Annotated in this window: 22 protein-coding genes; 14 read left to right on the top strand and 8 right to left on the bottom strand. The window is 63.8% G+C overall.

Translation table 11 applies throughout. The features are described from left to right. Complete coding sequence (locus AB4Z25_RS20120; protein WP_112540535.1) at positions 1 to 573, bottom strand: TetR family transcriptional regulator; 573 nt, start codon at positions 571 to 573, stop codon at positions 1 to 3. A gap of 107 nt (positions 574 to 680) precedes the next feature. On the opposite strand from AB4Z25_RS20120, the gene AB4Z25_RS20115 reads away from it, so the two are divergent. Next, the gene (locus AB4Z25_RS20115) at positions 681 to 1,595 is read left to right on the top strand and encodes an SDR family oxidoreductase (protein WP_112540536.1); all 915 of its coding nucleotides are present in this window, start codon (positions 681 to 683) and stop codon (positions 1,593 to 1,595) included. Between the two features lie 108 nt (positions 1,596 to 1,703). Further along, positions 1,704 to 2,150 (top strand): GIY-YIG nuclease family protein, encoded by a 447-nt coding sequence (locus tag AB4Z25_RS20110; protein ID WP_112540537.1) that lies wholly within the window; start codon positions 1,704 to 1,706, stop codon positions 2,148 to 2,150. Between the two features lie 105 nt (positions 2,151 to 2,255). Here the strand turns inward: AB4Z25_RS20110 and AB4Z25_RS20105 are convergent, their stop codons facing one another. The 4 genes from AB4Z25_RS20105 to AB4Z25_RS20090 form a co-directional block, all read right to left on the bottom strand. Further along, positions 2,256 to 2,492, bottom strand: coding sequence for a type II toxin-antitoxin system prevent-host-death family antitoxin (locus AB4Z25_RS20105; protein ID WP_162698832.1), 237 nt, complete (start codon positions 2,490 to 2,492; stop codon positions 2,256 to 2,258). Positions 2,493 to 2,551: 59 nt separating this feature from the next. Then, a complete protein-coding gene (locus AB4Z25_RS20100) occupies positions 2,552 to 2,884 on the bottom strand; it encodes an MmcQ/YjbR family DNA-binding protein (RefSeq protein WP_112540538.1) in 333 nt (110 codons plus the stop codon). Between the two features lie 47 nt (positions 2,885 to 2,931). After that, positions 2,932 to 4,290, bottom strand: a complete 1,359-nt coding sequence (locus AB4Z25_RS20095) for an HD-GYP domain-containing protein (protein ID WP_112540539.1) — start codon at positions 4,288 to 4,290, stop codon at positions 2,932 to 2,934. Between the two features lie 208 nt (positions 4,291 to 4,498). Further along, the gene (locus AB4Z25_RS20090) at positions 4,499 to 4,786 is read right to left on the bottom strand and encodes a DUF3892 domain-containing protein (protein WP_112540540.1); all 288 of its coding nucleotides are present in this window, start codon (positions 4,784 to 4,786) and stop codon (positions 4,499 to 4,501) included. 641 nt (positions 4,787 to 5,427) lie between these two features. Between AB4Z25_RS20090 and AB4Z25_RS20085 the strand changes: the two genes are divergently transcribed. Beyond that, positions 5,428 to 6,129, top strand: a complete 702-nt coding sequence (locus AB4Z25_RS20085) for a hypothetical protein (protein ID WP_112540541.1) — start codon at positions 5,428 to 5,430, stop codon at positions 6,127 to 6,129. Between the two features lie 82 nt (positions 6,130 to 6,211). Beyond that, positions 6,212 to 7,501, top strand: a complete 1,290-nt coding sequence (locus AB4Z25_RS20080; protein WP_112540599.1) for a DNA-packaging protein — start codon at positions 6,212 to 6,214, stop codon at positions 7,499 to 7,501. Positions 7,502 to 7,534: 33 nt separating this feature from the next. Here the strand turns inward: AB4Z25_RS20080 and AB4Z25_RS20075 are convergent, their stop codons facing one another. After that, positions 7,535 to 7,663, bottom strand: a complete 129-nt coding sequence (locus AB4Z25_RS20075) for a hypothetical protein (protein ID WP_442208846.1) — start codon at positions 7,661 to 7,663, stop codon at positions 7,535 to 7,537. A 141-nt stretch (positions 7,664 to 7,804) separates the two neighbouring features. Here AB4Z25_RS20075 and AB4Z25_RS20070 point away from each other — a divergent pair, with 141 nt between their 5' ends. From AB4Z25_RS20070 to AB4Z25_RS20040, 7 genes are all read left to right on the top strand, one after another. After that, positions 7,805 to 8,476, top strand: coding sequence for a hypothetical protein (locus AB4Z25_RS20070; protein ID WP_112540542.1), 672 nt, complete (start codon positions 7,805 to 7,807; stop codon positions 8,474 to 8,476). 23 nt (positions 8,477 to 8,499) lie between these two features. Further along, complete coding sequence (locus tag AB4Z25_RS20065) at positions 8,500 to 8,811, top strand: Dabb family protein (RefSeq protein ID WP_112540543.1); 312 nt, start codon at positions 8,500 to 8,502, stop codon at positions 8,809 to 8,811. Between the two features lie 216 nt (positions 8,812 to 9,027). Further along, positions 9,028 to 10,185, top strand: a complete 1,158-nt coding sequence (locus AB4Z25_RS20060) for a phage portal protein (RefSeq protein ID WP_112540544.1) — start codon at positions 9,028 to 9,030, stop codon at positions 10,183 to 10,185. A gap of 54 nt (positions 10,186 to 10,239) precedes the next feature. Next, entirely contained in the window at positions 10,240 to 10,800 is a 561-nt protein-coding gene (locus tag AB4Z25_RS20055) for an alpha-ketoglutarate-dependent dioxygenase AlkB family protein (RefSeq protein ID WP_112540545.1), read from the top strand. Between the two features lie 178 nt (positions 10,801 to 10,978). Next, positions 10,979 to 11,296, top strand: coding sequence for a DUF6107 family protein (locus tag AB4Z25_RS20050; RefSeq protein WP_112540546.1), 318 nt, complete (start codon positions 10,979 to 10,981; stop codon positions 11,294 to 11,296). A 147-nt stretch (positions 11,297 to 11,443) separates the two neighbouring features. Then, positions 11,444 to 12,010 carry an HK97 family phage prohead protease gene (locus AB4Z25_RS20045; protein ID WP_112390960.1) on the top strand — a complete coding sequence of 189 codons (567 nt, stop codon included), beginning with the start codon at positions 11,444 to 11,446 and terminating at the stop codon, positions 12,008 to 12,010. Between the two features lie 9 nt (positions 12,011 to 12,019). Beyond that, positions 12,020 to 13,273, top strand: a complete 1,254-nt coding sequence (locus AB4Z25_RS20040; RefSeq protein WP_112540547.1) for a phage major capsid protein — start codon at positions 12,020 to 12,022, stop codon at positions 13,271 to 13,273. Between the two features lie 115 nt (positions 13,274 to 13,388). Here AB4Z25_RS20040 and AB4Z25_RS20035 read toward each other — a convergent pair whose 3' ends face one another. After that, positions 13,389 to 14,309, bottom strand: a complete 921-nt coding sequence (locus AB4Z25_RS20035; RefSeq protein WP_442208845.1) for an IS110 family transposase — start codon at positions 14,307 to 14,309, stop codon at positions 13,389 to 13,391. Between the two features lie 350 nt (positions 14,310 to 14,659). Here AB4Z25_RS20035 and AB4Z25_RS20030 point away from each other — a divergent pair, with 350 nt between their 5' ends. From AB4Z25_RS20030 to AB4Z25_RS20020, 3 genes are all read left to right on the top strand, one after another. Further along, positions 14,660 to 15,229, top strand: a complete 570-nt coding sequence (locus AB4Z25_RS20030; RefSeq protein ID WP_112540549.1) for a head-tail connector protein — start codon at positions 14,660 to 14,662, stop codon at positions 15,227 to 15,229. Further along, entirely contained in the window at positions 15,229 to 15,564 is a 336-nt protein-coding gene (locus tag AB4Z25_RS20025; RefSeq protein ID WP_112540550.1) for a phage head closure protein, read from the top strand. The genes AB4Z25_RS20030 and AB4Z25_RS20025 overlap by 1 nt, the downstream gene beginning before the upstream one ends. An 87-nt stretch (positions 15,565 to 15,651) precedes the next feature. Continuing rightward, entirely contained in the window at positions 15,652 to 16,068 is a 417-nt protein-coding gene (locus tag AB4Z25_RS20020) for a DUF3168 domain-containing protein (RefSeq protein ID WP_112540551.1), read from the top strand. On the opposite strand, the gene AB4Z25_RS20015 is transcribed toward AB4Z25_RS20020, so the two are convergent. After that, positions 16,028 to 17,212 (bottom strand): MFS transporter, encoded by a 1,185-nt coding sequence (locus tag AB4Z25_RS20015; RefSeq protein ID WP_442208862.1) that lies wholly within the window; start codon positions 17,210 to 17,212, stop codon positions 16,028 to 16,030. The two genes, AB4Z25_RS20020 and AB4Z25_RS20015, sit on opposite strands and share 41 nt — an antisense overlap. Between the last annotated feature and the right edge of the window lie 86 nt (positions 17,213 to 17,298).

The raw sequence follows: 17,298 nt of genomic DNA, 5'->3' as shown, positions 1-17,298 counted from the left end.
TCAGACTAGCGCTTTCAGATCAAGCACCCCGAGAAACAGCCGCAGCTCCCGCTCCACATAGTCGGCAGCACGGCCTTCGGCGGTGAAGCCCCACCAGAGCAGTGAGCCCTGCCATTGCGACAGCATCAGCCGGGCCGAGGTTGCGGGATCCGGCGCGGCGGAGAGGCATTCGGCGAGGGCCTCCGTCAGCGCCTTGGCCCAGGCTGCACCCCGGGCACGGAGCAGCGGATCGCGGAAATCTTCGCGCAGCACGAGGAGGCCCTGAGCATAGGCGGCCGCGTCCTCGCCGTAATCCTGCGACAGGCCAGTGAGCAGGGCGACGGCGCCGCCAGGGGTCTTTTCCGAAGACGCGGCAAGCTTTGCGGTTTCGGCATCCAGCCCATCCCAGGCATGCATGAGTGCCGCCCGCAGCATCGCCGCCTTGGTGCCGAAGCGCTGGACGAGGGTGGAGCCGGAAAGGCCGCTGACCTTGGCCACCGCGCCGAAGCTGGCCGCATCCGGCCCCTCGTCATGGATGAGGGCGAGAACCATCTCCAGAAGCTGCTCGTCCTGAAGGGTGCGGGTGCGCGGCATTGCATTTCCTCTTGCGTTCGATACAAATATGAACGAACGTTCGTTTATAATCAATTGCCTGCTGGGAGATGCGGGCGGATTTTGGTTCTAGCGTGGAGGATTTGGTTATGACAGCGGATCTGACAGGAAAGGTGGCGCTGGTGGCCGGCGGGACGCGCGGCGCCGGGCGGGGGATTGCCATCGAGCTTGGTGCTGCCGGGACGACCGTCTATGTGACCGGCCGCTCGACACGAAAGCAGCGCTCGGAATACGACCGGCCGGAGACGATCGAAGAGACGGCGGAGATGGTGACGGCAGTGGGCGGCCGGGGGATAGCCCTGCGCGTCGACCATCTGGTGGCGTCCGAGGTGGAGGCGCTGGTGGGGCGGATCCGCACGGACGAGGGCAGGCTGGATATTCTCGTCAGCGATATCTGGGGCGGCGAGCACCTGACGGAATGGGACAAGCCGGTCTGGGAACACTCGCTGGAAAACGGCCTGCGCATGCTGCGGCTGGCGATCGACACGCATCTCATCACCGCCCACTACGCCCTGCCGCTGCTGATCGAAAGGCCGGGCGGACTGCTGGTGGAGATGACTGATGGCACGGCCGACTACAACGCCGCGCATTATCGGCTGAACCCCTATTACGACCTCGTCAAGACAGGCGTGATCCGCATGGCCTGGGCGCATGGCAGGGACCTGGAAAAGCACGGCTGCACCGCGGTTTCGCTGACGCCCGGCTGGATGCGCTCGGAAATGATGCTGGAGATCTACGGGGTGACCGAGGAGACCTGGCGCGACAGCAGCATCGCGCCTGCGCATTTCGTGATCTCCGAAACCCCGCGCTTCACCGGCCGGGCGGTGGCGGCGCTGGCTGGCGATCCGGAGAAGGCGCGGTTCAACGGGCAGTCGCTGTCGAGCGGCGGACTGGCGAAGCTCTATGGCTTCGACGATGTCGACGGATCGCGGCCGGACTGCTGGCGCTACATGGACGAGGTGGTGGAGACGGGGAAGGATGCGGATGCGGCGGGGTATCGGTGAGACGTAAATCAATATATAGTATGCAAGTTTCAATAGCATACACTATTGCGTTTCTGAAATGTTCTGTCATGATTGCGGCGTAGGTGCAAATTCCCAGCGGAGCAAAACATGGCAACAGGCATCTTTGGCCTTCTCGGGCAGTTGAACTCCTCACCTGAGCCCCACTTCCACCATTGGCAGGGAGCATCTGGTCAATGGTGGATTACGACGGTGTTTCCGCTGCTTGCGTCGCACATTGATCAGTCGTCCGTCTATGTGATGGTGAGACGAGAAGCTAATGGGATGGCCCGCCCACTTTACATCGGTCAGACGTCCGACACCGCTCGGCGAATGGACGAACACCTTAATGACAAGATTTGGCAGGCCATGAACCTCGGAGGCAACGAACTGCATCTCCATTTTCTTGCGAAGACCGAGCAAGAGCGTTTCGCTATCGAGACCGACATTCGCAACGGCCACGAAACTCCACTTAACCGTCAAAACAGCGTGGCAACGGCAGGCAGTTTCCTCGGGTTGCTGTCATCAAAGCCAATTGCAATGGGTTTGGGGCGCTAGGCTAGGCTGCCGCTACCAAGGCGCCACCTTCGACGAGAAGACATAAGCGCGCTTTGAAATGCAGGGCTGGCGGTCAGCGCGCAGCTTTTTCTGATCGCCATAATGCTATGAGCCTTCATCACGAGCGAAGGCTACATCCGGGCCAGGAAATGTTCTAAGGAATGCCGCGAAACTGGCTCTGTGCGGTTTTTCTGGCGTGCGAATCTTCTCTGCCGCTGAAACACTAACAAGCACCGCCACTGGCTTTCCCCCGTCAGTAATCGTGACGAATTCGCCAAGACGTACGGCCTCGACCTGGCAGGGAAGATCATGTTGTGCGTCCGCAATATCCATGGTTTTCATTAGTCTATTCCGCGTCATCCTAGGGAAAGTTTGGGCGCCATTCGGCTTGGAAGCAAGGCCTACCCATCCAGCAGCCCATGCAACCCCTTCGGCGCCACGTTCAGCCAGGCCTTGCGCACCAGATCGCGGGTGAGGCTGTCGTCGGCAATGGCGTTGTAGAGGCGGGTGGAGCCGCGTTCGCCCCAGCCGCCGGGGACGGCGAGCGTCTCCTTTGGGGCGACTTCGAGGGTGAGTTTCTGCTGGTCGGGTGTCAGGCGGACGACGCAGTAATCCTGATCCGGAAAGGTCAGGAAAATCTTGCCGCGCACGCGAAAATCGCGTGTGCCGAAATGGGCGCTTTCGGCCGTTTCCGGTAGGGAAAGCGCGAAGGCTGCCAGCTGCTCCCGGTCCATGCCGGATTGTAGCATGGAAGATCAGATGGCCCAAGCGCGGGGCCAGATCAAGCAGCCGCCTTCTTCTCGATGGCGGTGCGGTCGAGTGCCCGTTCGAGCGCTTCGATACAGACGGGATCGTGGCTCTGGCCGGCCCCTTCCCAGAGGATCGACAGCGCCTTCGAGATCGGCATTGCGGACCGGTAGGGGCGGTCGGCGGTGAGCGCGTCGAAGACATCGGCGGTGGAGACGATGCGGACTTCCATGGGGATGGCTTCGGCGGTCAAGCCGCGCGGATAGCCCTTGCCGTCGAGCCGCTCGTGATGGGCGCCGCCGATAATAGCGGCATCGGAAAAGGCATGGATGCGCGACAGGATGAGCTCGGAAAATTCCGAATGGCGCTTCATCTGCACCCATTCCTCGCCCTCCAGCTTGCCCGGCTTGTCGAGCACGGAATTGGAGACGCCGAGCTTGCCGATATCGTGAAGCAGGGCGGCGCGTTTCAGGAAGCGGCGCCCCTCGGCATCGATGCCCATCTCTTCGGCGATCAGATCGGTGAACAGCGCGACGCGATCGCTATGGCCGGAGGTATAAGGGCTTTTCGCGTCGATCACCTTGGCGAAGGCGGCGGCGATATCGTCGAGATAATTGTCGTCGGCCATGATCGCCTGCTGGCCGGGCTCGCTGCTGAGCACGACCTCTTCCAGCTGATCGGACGCGAGCACCTGCCAGAAGTCAGGGCGGGCGGCAACGCGGCCGAAGGCGGCGCAGAGATCGGGATCGAACCAGGTGCCGGACCGTTTGGCGATCTCGGCCTTGGAGGCCTCCGGGCCGCCGCTTGCCTGGAAGATATCGGCGATCTGCGAGAGCAGCGCGATGCGCGAGAATAGCGGGATTTCGGTGCCCGAGAGGCCGATCGGCCGGCCGCCGCCATTCCAGTGTTCGTCGAGGCCGAGAATGCCGTTGGCGACATCTTCGGAAAATCGCATCATCCGGGCGATTTCGGCGCCGCGCTGACAGCGCGTCTGGATCAGGTCGGTGACGATCTCGCCGCCATTCTGCAGGATATTCAGGATGCCGCGGAAACGTTCGGCAAGGCCGGCCTGCATGCCGGTATGGCCGATGACGAAGCGCAGCACCTGGCCGAGGCTGCCATCGACGAGCTTGAAGTCGCGTTTGAAGGCGAGATCGTCGGCCAGATAGATCTCGCAGATGCGCGCCGCATTGCTGCTGCAGCCGAGGTCTTTCAGGAGCAGCGTGTAATAGAGATCCTGCAGGGCGCTGTCGGGCAGACCGAGCTCGCGGCCGATATGGGTGCCGATATAGCAGGCGCGGATGCAATGGCCGGGCGGCTGTCCCTCGGTGAGATCGAGCGCCTTGCTGAGCGCCTCGATGATTTCCGCAAGCCGGATCTGGATGCCGCTCATGATGGTGCCGCCTGAATAGGGTTCGGTTCAGTTGGCGCCGGGGAGGTTGAGGAAGGGTTCAGGAAGGTGGTTAAGATGGGGGATTGTGGAGGGATTTCAGTGTATTAGAAAATATTAATGCACGCCATAATTTTAAATTGCTGTGAGGCATTAGTCAGCGCTACTCGGTGTTGTGGCGCTGACCAACGAAGTGCGAGAAGCCAGACGCCTATCGACAGCTGGCAAGGCTCAATAAGTTATTCGGTTCCGCACCATCGGCTTCGGTTCTCAAGTATTTGCGGCCATTGCGTGTTGCAATGACCACCCAAACCGATTTTCCATTGGCTTTTGTCCAGAAGCGCCACCGCCCGTCCTCTATTCCGGCAATAGCAACATCAAGCTTGATACACCAAGCTCCACCACTCTCAGATCCGGTCGCGCCGCCTACGCTGTCGATCCGCCGGTCCGCATCATTCTCATCTGGGATTATGCAAGTTATTTGGTGATCTGTTGGCATTTTGGTTTCCTGTGTAAAATCGAGGAAACGCTTGACGTGAATCGCGTAACGCGTAACTTGAGGACGTGATCACAAACCAAGCGGTTCTATCGCTTGTTTCGGTTGAGGCGACGGTTGTAGCTAACCGTCGCCTTTCACGTTTGCCGAGACCTCTGAGTCGGGCAAGCGTTGCTTATTGCTTACACAAGGCTAGTGCCGCGATCTCCACAGGTTTTTCTCACGTTCTTAAGCTACGCTTGTTTGCGGGCGTCCTCGCGGGGTGCGGTTCGGTCTGGTTTTTGAAATTATAGGAAAATAATCCTTGACGGCGTCACGGTGGTTTGGTAGGGTTATGGCATAGTCGGAAAGTTGCGGCGCGGTGACGCGGTGGCTTTCGGGGTTGGTCACTGAATTGGTGACGCTTAGCCGCTCCCTCATTCCTGTGCTTGCCACAGGAATCCAGTGCGCACATGTCTATGGGCGCGGGAGACCTTCTTTATAAAGCAAAGAGTCATTCACGGCGCGGACGCGCCGTGGCTGGATTCCTGTGACGAGCACAGGAATGAGGGAAGTGGGTGGGGCTCGCCTTCAGCATCAGCATGCAAGACCGGGCATTTGGTCCGGTTTTTTTATGTCCGAAGTTTTGCGGCGGAGATTTTTCGATGATCGGTGACGGTTTTGTGGCGGAGCTTTGCGGCTTCTGGCCGGAGCGGCGTGTCTATTCCGGGGCGCAGTCTCTGGAGAGCGGCGGCGGTTGGAGCGATCAGCGGGCGCGGGATGCGGTGGCCGCCTGTCGGCTGGAGACCAAGTCGGAGGTTTTGCCGGGCGATGAGCTCCGGGTGATGCTGAACCAGATGACGGCGGAGATGCGGGAGCAGTTTGCCGCCTTCGTCGAGCTGCGCAAGGGCGCCGAAATTGCCGCTGACGGTGGCGACGAGGCGGCGGGCAAGCTGGCGCGGGCGGATCTGAAGGCGGCTGTTGATGCCATGGGGCTGATCGTCCGTACGCTGGAGAAGATCGACCAGCTGCAGCGCCAGCTGGCCCGCGACCGGGAAATCGAGATGGAAAGCCGCGAGCAGGTCGAAGGCTATGCGGCGGCCAAGCGGCAGTTGCTGGAGATCATCGAGCAGCGTGCCGAGGAGAAGGCGGCTGTGATCGTTGCCGCCAGGATGAGGGACTTGCAGGCGGGCGGGGAGGCGAACCGGGATGACGGGATTTCCGCGGCCAGGGCAGACGGTGCGGATGGCCTCGGCGCGGCAGAAACGCCAGGCGGAGGAAAAGCGGCTGAAGGCGGCGATGGCCGGTGCGATGTCGGCGGCCGAGAGGCTGCACCGCGGCTTGGTGGTGCTTGGCGCGGAGCATGAGGCAGCGCGGGAGACTATTGGTGCCGGGCGGCTGGCGGCTGAGGCGCTTTCGGATGCGTCTGCAGAGTTAGGAGCCTGGCCGATGGAGCTCGATGCCGGTCTTTCGGCGCTGCAGAAACTCGATTTCATCGGCGAGCGGCTGATATCGGGCTTTCCCGCGGCGCTCAGGGACTGGCAGCTGACGGGCCGGCTGGAGCAGAAGCCGCCGGAGGGCGATTGGCGGACGTGGTTGCTGCTTGGCGGACGCGGCTCCGGCAAGACACGGGCGGGAGCGGAATGGGTGCATGCGGTGGCGAGTGCCGGGCAGCGCTCGGATTTGCGGATCGCGCTGGTGGCGGAGACGCTCGGCGATGCGCGCGAGGTGATGATCGACGGCATTTCCGGGATCTGCAGGATCGCCCGGCGAAACCGGCCGGAATTCAAGATTTCGAGGCGGCGGCTGGTCTGGCCGAATGGCGCGGTGGCGCAGGTGTTTTCCTCCGAGGATCCGGAGAGCTTGCGCGGGCCGCAGTTTCACATGGCCTGGTGCGATGAGCTGGCAAAATGGAAGCACGGGCAGGAGACCTTCGACATGCTGCAGTTCGGCCTGCGGCTCGGCAACCGGCCGCAACAGCTGGTGACGACGACGCCGCGGCCGGTGCCGCTGTTGAAGGCGCTGATGGCAGACGAGGGGACGCGGCTGACGCGGATCAGCACGCTGGCCAACCGCGCCAATCTGGCGCCGGGTTTCATCGACGCGCTTGCGGCGCGCTATGGCGGCACGCGGCTGGGGCGGCAGGAGCTGGATGGCGAGCTGATCGAGGACCGCGAGGACGCGCTGTGGAAGCGCGGCCAGATCGAGGCGCTGGCGATCCGTTTTACCGGAACGCTGCGGCGCATCGTCGTCGCGGTCGATCCGCCGGCAACGGCCGGCACGCAATCCTGTTGCGGCATTGTCGTGGCGGGAGTCGAGACCTCGGGGCGGGCGGTGGTGCTGGCCGATTGCTCGGTCGAGGGTGCGAGCCCGGCGGGCTGGGCGGGTGCGGTGGTGCGCGCCTATCATCGCTTCGGCGCCGACCGGGTGATCGCCGAGATCAACCAGGGCGGCGATATGGTTTGCGCCATGCTGCGCAGCATCGATGCCTCGCTGCCGGTTTCGACGGTGAGGGCGACGCGCGGAAAGTTTTTGCGGGCGGAGCCGGTGGCGGCCCTCTACGAGCAGGGGCGGGTGGCCCATGCCGGGCGCTTTACGGCGCTGGAGGACCAGATGTGTGATTTCGGCCCGGACGGACTTTCGAACGGCCGCTCGCCCGACCGGCTGGATGCGCTGATCTGGGCGCTGACGGCGCTGATGCTCGAAGGAGGCGGCGAACCGCGGGTCAGGGGTATATGACGCTTCGCCGCTCGCCTTTCGCGCCGCGGCGGTTTATCGCTGCTTCGGCGGCTCGGCCGGACGCGGTGGCTCGCGAGTCGGCCGGATCTGGCGCCACTCGTTTTCCATCTGGTCGACGAGGTGCTGGGGAATGGTGGTCTGGGTGTTGGCGGGCGTCTGCATCGGTCTCCTCTCCGGCTGCACAGGCAATATGAGGAATGCATGACACAGCTCAAATAGGCTGTAAATCAGGGGCTTAAACGCTTTAAACGATTGAAATTATTTTAATCGATTAGGGCCGCGACGATTTTCAGGGTTATCCACATGGACCGCAGGATTTTCTTCGACGAGGTGCGCGCCAGCCTGTTCAAGGGCACGCTGCAGCAGCCGCAGGTAGAGGGCATGAGCGCAATCCTCGACTATTGGCAGGCGCGCCATGCGGACGACGACCGGCGCTGGCTGGCCTATATCCTGGCAACCGCCTTTCACGAGACGGCCTACACGATGCAGCCGGTGCGCGAGACGCTGGCCGGAAGCGACGAGAGGGCGATCGAAATCCTCGATCGGGCCTATGCGGCGGGCAAGCTTTCCTGGGTGAAGACGGTCTACTGGCTGCCCGACGAGGACGGCAAGAGCTGGCTGGGGCGCGGGCTGGTGCAGCTGACGCACAAGCGGAATTACGAGGCGATGAGCCTTTTGACCGGCATCGATCTGGTGGCCGCGCCTGACCGGGCTATGGAGATGGGCACGGCGGTGAAGATCCTCATCGAGGGTATGATCGCAGGCAGCTTCACCAAGCACCGGCTGGCCGACCATCTGAACGGCGAGAAGGACGACTGGGTGAACGCCAGGCGCATCGTCAACGGCACAGACCGGGCGGAAAAGCTCGGCGATTACGGCAGGCTTTTCGATGCGGCCTTGCGCCGCGCGAAGCCTGAGGGCCTCTGGCAGCGGTTGAAGGCCCGCCTTTCGCGTGTTATCGCCCGGCTCTCTTAAAGACCGAGCAAGGAGTGCGCCCCGTGATCCGCCATATCGTTTTCTTCACCGTGCCGGAAGAAAACCGCGAGGCGGTGCGCAAGGGCCTGTCGGTGCTGACAGGCATCCCGCATGCGCTGACGCTGGAGATCGGCGAAAACGTCAAGACAGACCAGTGGGGCAACGCCGTCGATTTCGTCGTCTATGGCGAGTTTGCCGACGAGGCGGCACTGGCGGCCTACAAGGCGCATCCGGATTACGAGCTTTCGACAACGACGGTGAAGCCGCTGCGCGACACCCGGGTGGCGGCGGATTTCGATAGCGCGCGGGCCGTGAAGGTGCCGATTGTAGGGTAGGTAGGGTCGCAAACCTCACCTTACGTCATTCCTGTGCTCGTCACAGGAATCCAGTGCGCCCAAGTCCTTGGGCGCGGGAGACTATTTCCAATAGGTAAGTGAGTCATTCACCGCGCGGACGCGCGGTGGCTGGATTCCTGTGACGAGCACAGGAATGAGGGAAGATGGAGTGAGCGTCTCCCTCCAAGCGCCTGCCTTTCAACAGGGGACATCATCATGAACATCCGGTCTTTTCTGCCGTGGGGTTTCACGGCGGGGCGTAATGCTGTGGCCGAAGAGAAAGCGGCGTCGGGGTTTTTGTCGCTGGCGGCGCAGGGGCAGGCGAGCTGGACGGGGCGGTCTTATGCGGCGCTGTCGCGCGAGGGGTTCATGAAGAACCCGGTGGCGCATCGTTGTGTCAGGCTGATCTCGGAGGCTGCGGCCTGCGTGCCGTTTCTGATCTATGAGGGCGAGCGGGAGCGGCCGGAGCATCCGGCGGCGGCGCTGCTCAGGCAGCCGAACGGGCGGATGGGCGGGCCGGATTTTTTCGAGGCGCTCTATGGGCATTTGCTGCTCTCTGGCAATGCTTATGTCGAGCGGCTGATGGTGGGGGCGGGGCTGCGCGAGCTGCATCTCTTGCGGCCCGACAGGATCAGTGTCGTCGAGGGGCGGGACGGGTGGCCGGAGGCCTATGACTATCGCGCCGACGGATCGGTCCGGCGCTTTGCGGTGGAGGCCGAGGGGATAGCGCTGCTGCATCTCAAACTCTTTCATCCGCTCGACGATCACCTGGGTTTTCCGCCGCTGGCGGCAGCGCAGGTGGCGCTCGATCTCTCCAACGCGGCGGCGAGCTGGAACAAGGCGCTGCTCGACAATTCGGCCCGTCCCTCCGGCGCGCTGGTCTATCAGCCTAAGGAGGGCGGCAATCTTTCGCCCGATCAATATGAGCGGCTGCGCCAGGAGCTGGACGACGGTTATTCCGGGCCGATGCGCGCCGGGCGGCCGCTGCTGCTTGAAGGCGGGCTGGACTGGAAGGCGATGGGCCTGTCGCCGAAGGACATGGATTTCGTCGAGGCCCGCAATGGCGCTGCCCGCGACATCGCGCTCGCCTTCGGCGTGCCGCCGATGCTGCTTGGTATTCCCGGGGACAATACTTTTGCCAACTATCAGGAGGCCAACCGGGCCTTCTATCGCCTCACGGTGCTGCCGATGCTGACGCGGACGGCGGCTTCGCTTTCGGCCTGGCTGGGTGGCGCCTATGGCGAGGGGCTGCGGCTGGAGCCGGATCTGGATAAGGTGGCCGGGCTCTCGGCCGAGCGCGGGGAGCTGTGGGCAAGAGTGGGGGCGGCGGGGTTTCTGACGGATGAGGAGAAGCGGGAGGCGGTGGGGTATTGACCGGCGCCCGTCTGCTGACGAAAGCTATAGTGGTTTTGCGGGCTGGGGAGCGCTGTGGTTGTCGATGGGGTGGACTATGTCGGGGGCTTTCTGTCTGCATCAGATTGTGATGCGATTTGTGAGGCGCTCGATGCTGTTGCATGGGATACGACATTGAAGCGACGCGTGCAGCATTTTGGATATCGCTACGACTACCGTGCGAGGACAGTGCCTGCTGATGCGTGGCTCGGGCCGCTGCCGGATTGGTTGCAGAGGCTGGCGCAGTGGATGGTGGAGTATGGTCACTTCGATGCGCTGCCGGATCAGGTGATCGCCAATGAGTATTTGCCGGGGCAGGGCATCAGCGCGCATGTCGATTGCGAGCCTTGTTTCGGCGAGACCATTGCGTCTCTGAGCTTGCTTTCGACATGCGAGATGGTGTTTCGCCGTGCGGTCACCGGCGAGCGGAGGAGCCTGATGCTTGCGCCGGGTTCGCTGTTGGTACTGAAAGGTGAGGCGCGGTACGACTGGACGCATGAGATACCGGCGCGGTCGGCCGATGACGTCGACGGCGAGAAGCGGCCTCGCGGGCGGCGGATGTCGCTGACCTTTCGCAATGTGATCCGGAGCCTTTGAGCCGCCGGATACGGACGCGTTGAATCGGCGTGTGAAGCTGCTGATTCAGCCTGCCAGCAAGACTGTGCAAGCGATTCATAAGATTCGTTGAAACGCGATTGGCGGGGACGCCGGTCCGTATTGGCCGTGGGCCTTTGCGGGCCATCCGCGTGCGCATCCTCCACAAGGGAGTTTGACGATGGCTGACTTTTCCAATGATGGCGGGCTCTGGGCCAGCCGGGCGCTGGGGGCTTCGGCGGGGGCGGCGGTGTCGCTGATCTATCTGTTGCCGAAGAGCCGGCGGGAGGCGGCGAGCCGGTTCTTTTCGGGGCTCTCCTGCGGGCTGATCTTTGGCGGGCCGACGGGGATCTGGCTCGTGGAGCGGCTGGGGATTGCCGATCGTCTTTCGGCCTCCGAGATCATGCTGTCCGGCTCGGCTGCGGCCAGCCTCTGCGCCTGGTGGGTGCTGGGGGTTTTGGCGCGGGTGGCGCAGCGGTGGCGAGCGAATAGCGAATAGTTTTGGGCTTGCGATCCCGCCGTGGCGGGCGGCATTCGCCGCTATTCGCTATTCGCTATTCGCTATTCGCTATTCGCTATTCGCTATTCGCCATTCGTCCACCGCTCCCCCCCAGACATTTCACTTTCACAATCAGGAGCACCAACCATGACCGCATCGCTCATGGGCGCGGAGACGCGCAAGTTTGCCAATCTGGAACTGCGCCATCTCAAGCGCGACGGGACGTTTTCGGGTTATGCGAGCGTCTTCGGCGAGGTCGATCTCGGCAAGGACCAGGTGGAGCGCGGGGCGTTTCGCAAGTCGTTGTCGGAGCGCGGGGCGGAGGGGGTCAGGATGCTGTTTCAGCATGATCCTTCCGAACCGATCGGCGCCTGGAAGACGATCCGCGAGGATAGCCGCGGGCTCTATGTCGAGGGCGTGCTGGCGGATGGCGTGGCACGCGCCGGCGAGGTGCGGCAGCTGATCAGGAACGGCGCGCTGGATGGGCTGTCGATCGGGTTCCGGACTGTCAGGGCGCGCACCGATGCCAAGAGCGGCGTCAGGCGGATATTGGAGGCGGATCTCTGGGAGATCTCGATCGTCACCTTTCCGATGCTGCCTTCGGCACGGGTGCAGAACATCAAGAATGCGCGGTGGTTCCGCGACAAGGAGACCGAGCTCGTCCGCGCCATGCGCCGGGCGGCAAGGGCGATGCTGACCGAAACCTTCAGATAGGATCGAGATATGACCGACAGGACTGCGAAGACGGCGCCCGAGATCAAGGCGGTGCCGGAGACGATGACGGCTGCCTTCGACGATTTCATGGAGGCCTTCGAGGCCTTCAAGGAAACCAACGACCGGCGCCTTGGCGAGATCGAGGCGAAGTTCACCGACGACGTCGTCACCCGCGACAAGATGGACCGCATCAACCGCGCCATGGACGAGCAGAAGAAGCTCATCGACCAGCTGGTGCTGAAGAAGGCGCGTCCGCCGCTGGGACGTTCGGGCGTCGGCGGGGCTGATACGGCCGAGCACAAGGCGGCCTTCGAAAACTATATCCGCCGCGGCGACGAGGCGGGGCTGCGCGAGATCGAGGCGAAGGCGATGTCATCGGGGACGGGCGCCGACGGCGGCTATCTGGTGCCGCCGGAGACCGATACCGAAATCGGCCGCAGGCTTTCGGTGGTGTCGCCGATCCGGGCGCTGGCGACGGTGCGGCAAGTCTCCGGCTCGGTGCTGAAGAAGCCGTTCTCGACGTCGGGCATGGCCTCCGGCTGGGTTTCCGAGACGGCGGCGCGGCCGCAGACGGGCAATGCCCAGCTTGCCGAGCTGACCTTCCCGACCATGGAGCTCTACGCCATGCCGGCGGCGACCCAGGCGCTGCTCGACGACGCGGCTGTCGATATCGAGGCCTGGATCTCGGGCGAGGTCGATACCGTCTTTGCCGAGCAGGAGGGCACGGCCTTCGTCTCCGGCGACGGGACGAACAAGCCGAAGGGGTTCCTCGCCTATACGGCGGTGGCCGACAGCGGCTGGAGCTGGGGCAATCTCGGCTATATCCCGACCGGGGCGGCGGGTGCCTTTGCCTCCAGCGGCGCTTCGGATGTGCTCGTCGACGCCGTCTACGCGCTGAAGGCCGGTTACCGGCAGAACGCCAATTTCGTGATGAACCGCAAGACGCAAGCGACGGTGCGCAAGCTGAAGGACGCCGATGGCCGCTACATGTGGCAGCCGCCGACAACGGCGGGGCAGGCAGCAACGCTGATGGGCTTTCCGGTGGCCGAGGCCGAGGACATGCCCGACATTGCGGCAGGGGCGATGGCGATCGCTTTCGGGGATTTCCGGGCGGGGTATCTGGTGGTGGATCGCACGGGAGTGCGGGTGCTGCGCGATCCCTATTCGGCGAAGCCGTATGTGTTGTTCTACACGACGAAGCGCGTCGGCGGCGGGGTGCAGAATTTCGAGGCGATCAAGCTGGTGAAGTTTGCGGTGAGTTGATGGGGGGTGAGTAGCGGGTAGTGAGTAGCGAATAGAGTGGCTCTCTTGGCGGGTGTGGCCCCCTCGTCCGCCTCCCCGCACCTTCTCCCCGAGGGGAGAGCGACTGTCTTTGGCGTCAAGCGCTTTGCCATGGTTTTGCGTCCCGGATGATAGCGTTGAGGATGGTGAGGAGCTTTCGCATGGTTGCGACGAGGGCGACGATCTTCGGCTTGCCGGCTGCGACGAGCCGGTCGCGGAAGGCCTTGAGGCCCGGGTTGTGACGGCTTGCAGCCATGAACAGGACGGCGCGCACCTTGCCTCTGCCGCCGCCGATGAAGCTCTTGCCCTTCCATTTGCCCGACTGCCGCGTCCAGGGCGCCAGTCCTGCCAGTGAGGCGATCTGGCGCCGGTCGAGGCTGCCGAGCTCCGGCAGCTCGGCCATCAGCGTGCGGGCCGTTGTCGGCCCGACGCCTGGCACGGAGATCCGCAGCGTCTCGCGCACCCGCCATATCGGCGACTTACGGATATGGTCGTCGAGGTCGGCATCGAGGCTGTCGAGTTCGCGCCGCAAGGCGGCGAGCAAGCGCTTGATGCTTTTCTGCGCCTGTCTTGCCAACACCATACGCAACCGGTTCTCCTCCGCCACGATCATCTGCACGATCTGGCGCCTGCGGGCGACGAGTTCGGAAAGGGCCTGCGTCTCGGCATCGCGCAGCGGCCGGATCTCGGGCTTGGTCGCCAGCACGAAGGCGGCAATGACGGCGGCATCGATCGGGTCAGTCTTGGCCTTGCGGCCGATGGCATTGGCATAGGCACGCACCTGCGCCGGATTGACGACGAGCACCGTCAGTCCTGCCGATGACAGTCCGGCCACAGCCTGCGTCTCGAAGCCGCCGGTCGCCTCAAGCGCGATCGCATCGGCCCCGATCGCCTTCAGTCGGCCGGTCAGCTCGCCAATACCGGCATCGTCGTTGTCCACCGCAAAAGCCTCGCCCTGCGGAAGCACCGCCACGTCGAGCCGGTCTTTCGAAACATCGATGCCTACTATCGTCTCCATCTGATCCCATCCTTGCCTAAGCGGGCTTTGCCTGCGCAAGCGGCCCTGGCGACTGTTCGGGTTCAATGGAACGGCGGACGGAGACCCAGGCTCTCCCACGGGCTTGGTGTCCCAAAGGGGCATCGGCCTTCCATCCGCCACCGCGATAGGCATTACAGCCTCGATAGCGGATAAAGGGAAGTTACAAGGGGGAAGTCAGAGCGAGAGGCCGCCGCAGCTTTCCCTTCTCCCCAGCGGGGAGAAGGTGGCCCAAAGGGCCGGATGAGGGGGCTGCGGGCGCTTGCCTTCATTGTTTTATGGAGGCGAGGGTGGCGACCTCGTCTCGCCCCATCTTTCAAAAGGAATTTCCAATGACCTATGCATTGATCACTCCGCCACTGGCGGAGGCGCTGGCGCTTGGCGAGGTGAAGGCGCATTTGCGGCTGGACGGGGATGAGGAGGATGGGTTGCTGATGTCGCTGATCCGCGTTGCCCGTGAGCATCTGGAGCGGGTGACGGGGCTTTGTCTGATGGGGCAGGGCTGGCGGCTTTATCTTGATTCAGTTCCTGAGGACGGGGTGATTCAGATTGCCAGGGGGCCGGTGCAAGCGATTGAAAGCGTGACGCTTTATGATGCCGGTGGCGAGGAAGTCTCGTTGCCGCTGGATGGGCATGTTCTGGATCGCAGCACGCGGCCGGCGCGGCTGATCCTCGGGCGCACTGCGGTGGCCGGGCGGGCGATCAATGGCATCGAGATCGATTTTTCGGCGGGCTTCGGCGAAACGGCAGCCGATGTGCCTGATACCCTGAAGCGGGCGATGCTGATGCATGTGGCGCAGATGTTTGCGTTCCGCGGTGCTATCGCGGTGGCCGATCAGCCGGCGGATATTCCCGATGGATACGACCGGCTGATCGCGCCCTTTCTGATGAGGCGGCTCTGATGCGGGCGGTGATGTTCGATCCCGGGCAGATGACGGCGCGCTTGCAGCTGGAGCGGCCGGTCGAGACGGCGGACGGGCAGGGCGGGGCGGCGGTTTCGTTTGAACCGGTCTGCTTGGTCTGGGCCTGCATCGAGCCGCTGGGCGAGATCCGCGAGGAGCGGGCGGGCGCCGAGCTCGTGACGGTGACGCACAGGATCTGGCTCAGGTTTCGCACCGGTCTTGCTGCTGGCATGCGGCTGCGCAAGGGCGAGCGCATCTTCGCGATCCGGAGTCTGCGTGATCCCGATGAGGGCGGGCGCTATCTCGTATGCCTCTGCGAGGAGGACGGGCGATGACGGCGGTTGTGCAGACGATCACCGATCTCGCGGTCTTTCTGGCGAAACTGGCGCGGGATGGCGGCAAGCAGCCGAAGGAGACTGGCGATGAGCGCGGCAAATGAACTGCTGGCGGCGATCCATGCGCGGCTGACCGGCGATGGCGGGCTTCGCGGGCTGATCGGGGCGGATGGTATCCGCGACAGGCTGGTGAGCGGCAAGCGGCTGCCCTGCATCGTGATCGGCGAGATGACGAGCGGCAGCATTCTCGAGGGCGAGGCGGGCGAGGAGCATCAGTTCTCGCTCGACATCTGCTGCGAGGAGGGCGGCCGCAAGGCGGCGGGTGTGATCGTGGCGATGGTCTTGAGGTTGCTCGACGATGCGGCGCTGACGCTGCAGGGGCATCACCTTGTCGGGCTGCAGCATCTTTTGACGCGGTCGCGGCGCGAGGCGAAGACGCGGATGCATATCGCCGAAATGCGCTTCAGGGCAGTGACGGAACCGGTTGACGCGCCGCCTGCCTGACCATGGCGGCGAGCATGAAGACCAGGGCAAGGGCGATGGCCGCCAGCACGGCGCAGATGATGAGCGTCAGGCCGGTGCCGGCGCGGTCGAGCGTGGCGGTGAAGATGACGGGTGCTGCGGCATTGGCAAGGTTTTGCGGCATCGACAGGCGGGCCGCCTGCAACCCGTATTCTTTGGCAGAGAAGAAGGACAGCGGCAGCAGCGCGCGGGCGACGGCGAGGATGCCGGAGCCGAACCCGTACATCAGGATGAAGGTGACGAGGACAGGGGTCGAGCCGCTGAACGCGAGCAGCATCGCGAAGCTTGCGAGCATCAGGCTGATGCCGACGATCGAGGTCAGGATCGGGTTGCCGCGCTTGCCGAGCAGCATGTCGAGCCCGCGCGCCGAAATGCCGATGATGCCTCGCGCGGAGCCGAGCTGCAGCGCAAAGGCGGGCGAGGCGCCGGACTGGCGGAAGATTTCGATCAGCGACGGCGCCACGCCGAAACTGACGAAGGTGCAGAGCGTGGTGGAGGCTGCCAGCAGCAGGAAGGCGGTGCGGCGCTGCTTCTCAGACAGCGCGATCGGCGGCGTTTCTGCGGCAGGGCCCTGTGTATGCGTGGCGACCGGTTTTGGCAGCGCGAAAAGATGCAGCGGCAGGCAGATGAAGAGGTGGAGGGCGGCCGAAATCCGGAAGGCGGCGCGCCAGCCGAAGGCGTCGTTGAGCCACGTCAGCAACGGCCAGAAGATGGTCGCCGAAAGGCCGGTGAACAGCATGAGGATCGCGATGACGCGCTTGCCGTTCATCCCCTCGCGCTCGACGACGGCGGTATAGGCGGGTGCCGACAGGCCGAGCGCGCCGCCGAGGCCGATGACGATCCAGGCGAGCGCATAGAGGACGATGTCGTGCGCAGCCGAGAGCATGACGAGGCCGGTGGCGAAGATCACGGACGAGGCGGCGAGTACTTTGGCGGCGCCATGGCGCGCCAGCAGGCGGCCGGTACCTGGGCTGGCGAAGGCGGTGACCACCATCATGATGGTGATGCCGGCAAAGATGATCTCATTCGGCAGGCCGAGCTCGGGCGCGATGACGCGGCCCATGACGCCGAGCATGTCGAAGGTGGTGCCCCAGCCGATGAGCTGGGTGATCGCGAGGACGGCGATCGTCTGCGCCGAGCGGAGGGTGGCATTGGTGCTGAAAGGCTTTGGGGCTGGAAATAGGGGTGGGGTTTAGCAGGTTTGGTGGGGGT

It is taken from the genome of Rhizobium sp. RAF36 (assembly GCF_052114105.1).
Taxonomy (GTDB): Bacteria; Pseudomonadota; Alphaproteobacteria; order Rhizobiales; family Rhizobiaceae; genus Rhizobium.
The sequence above is the reverse complement of the archived record's forward strand: the minus strand, read 5'-3'. Positions and strand labels throughout refer to the sequence as shown.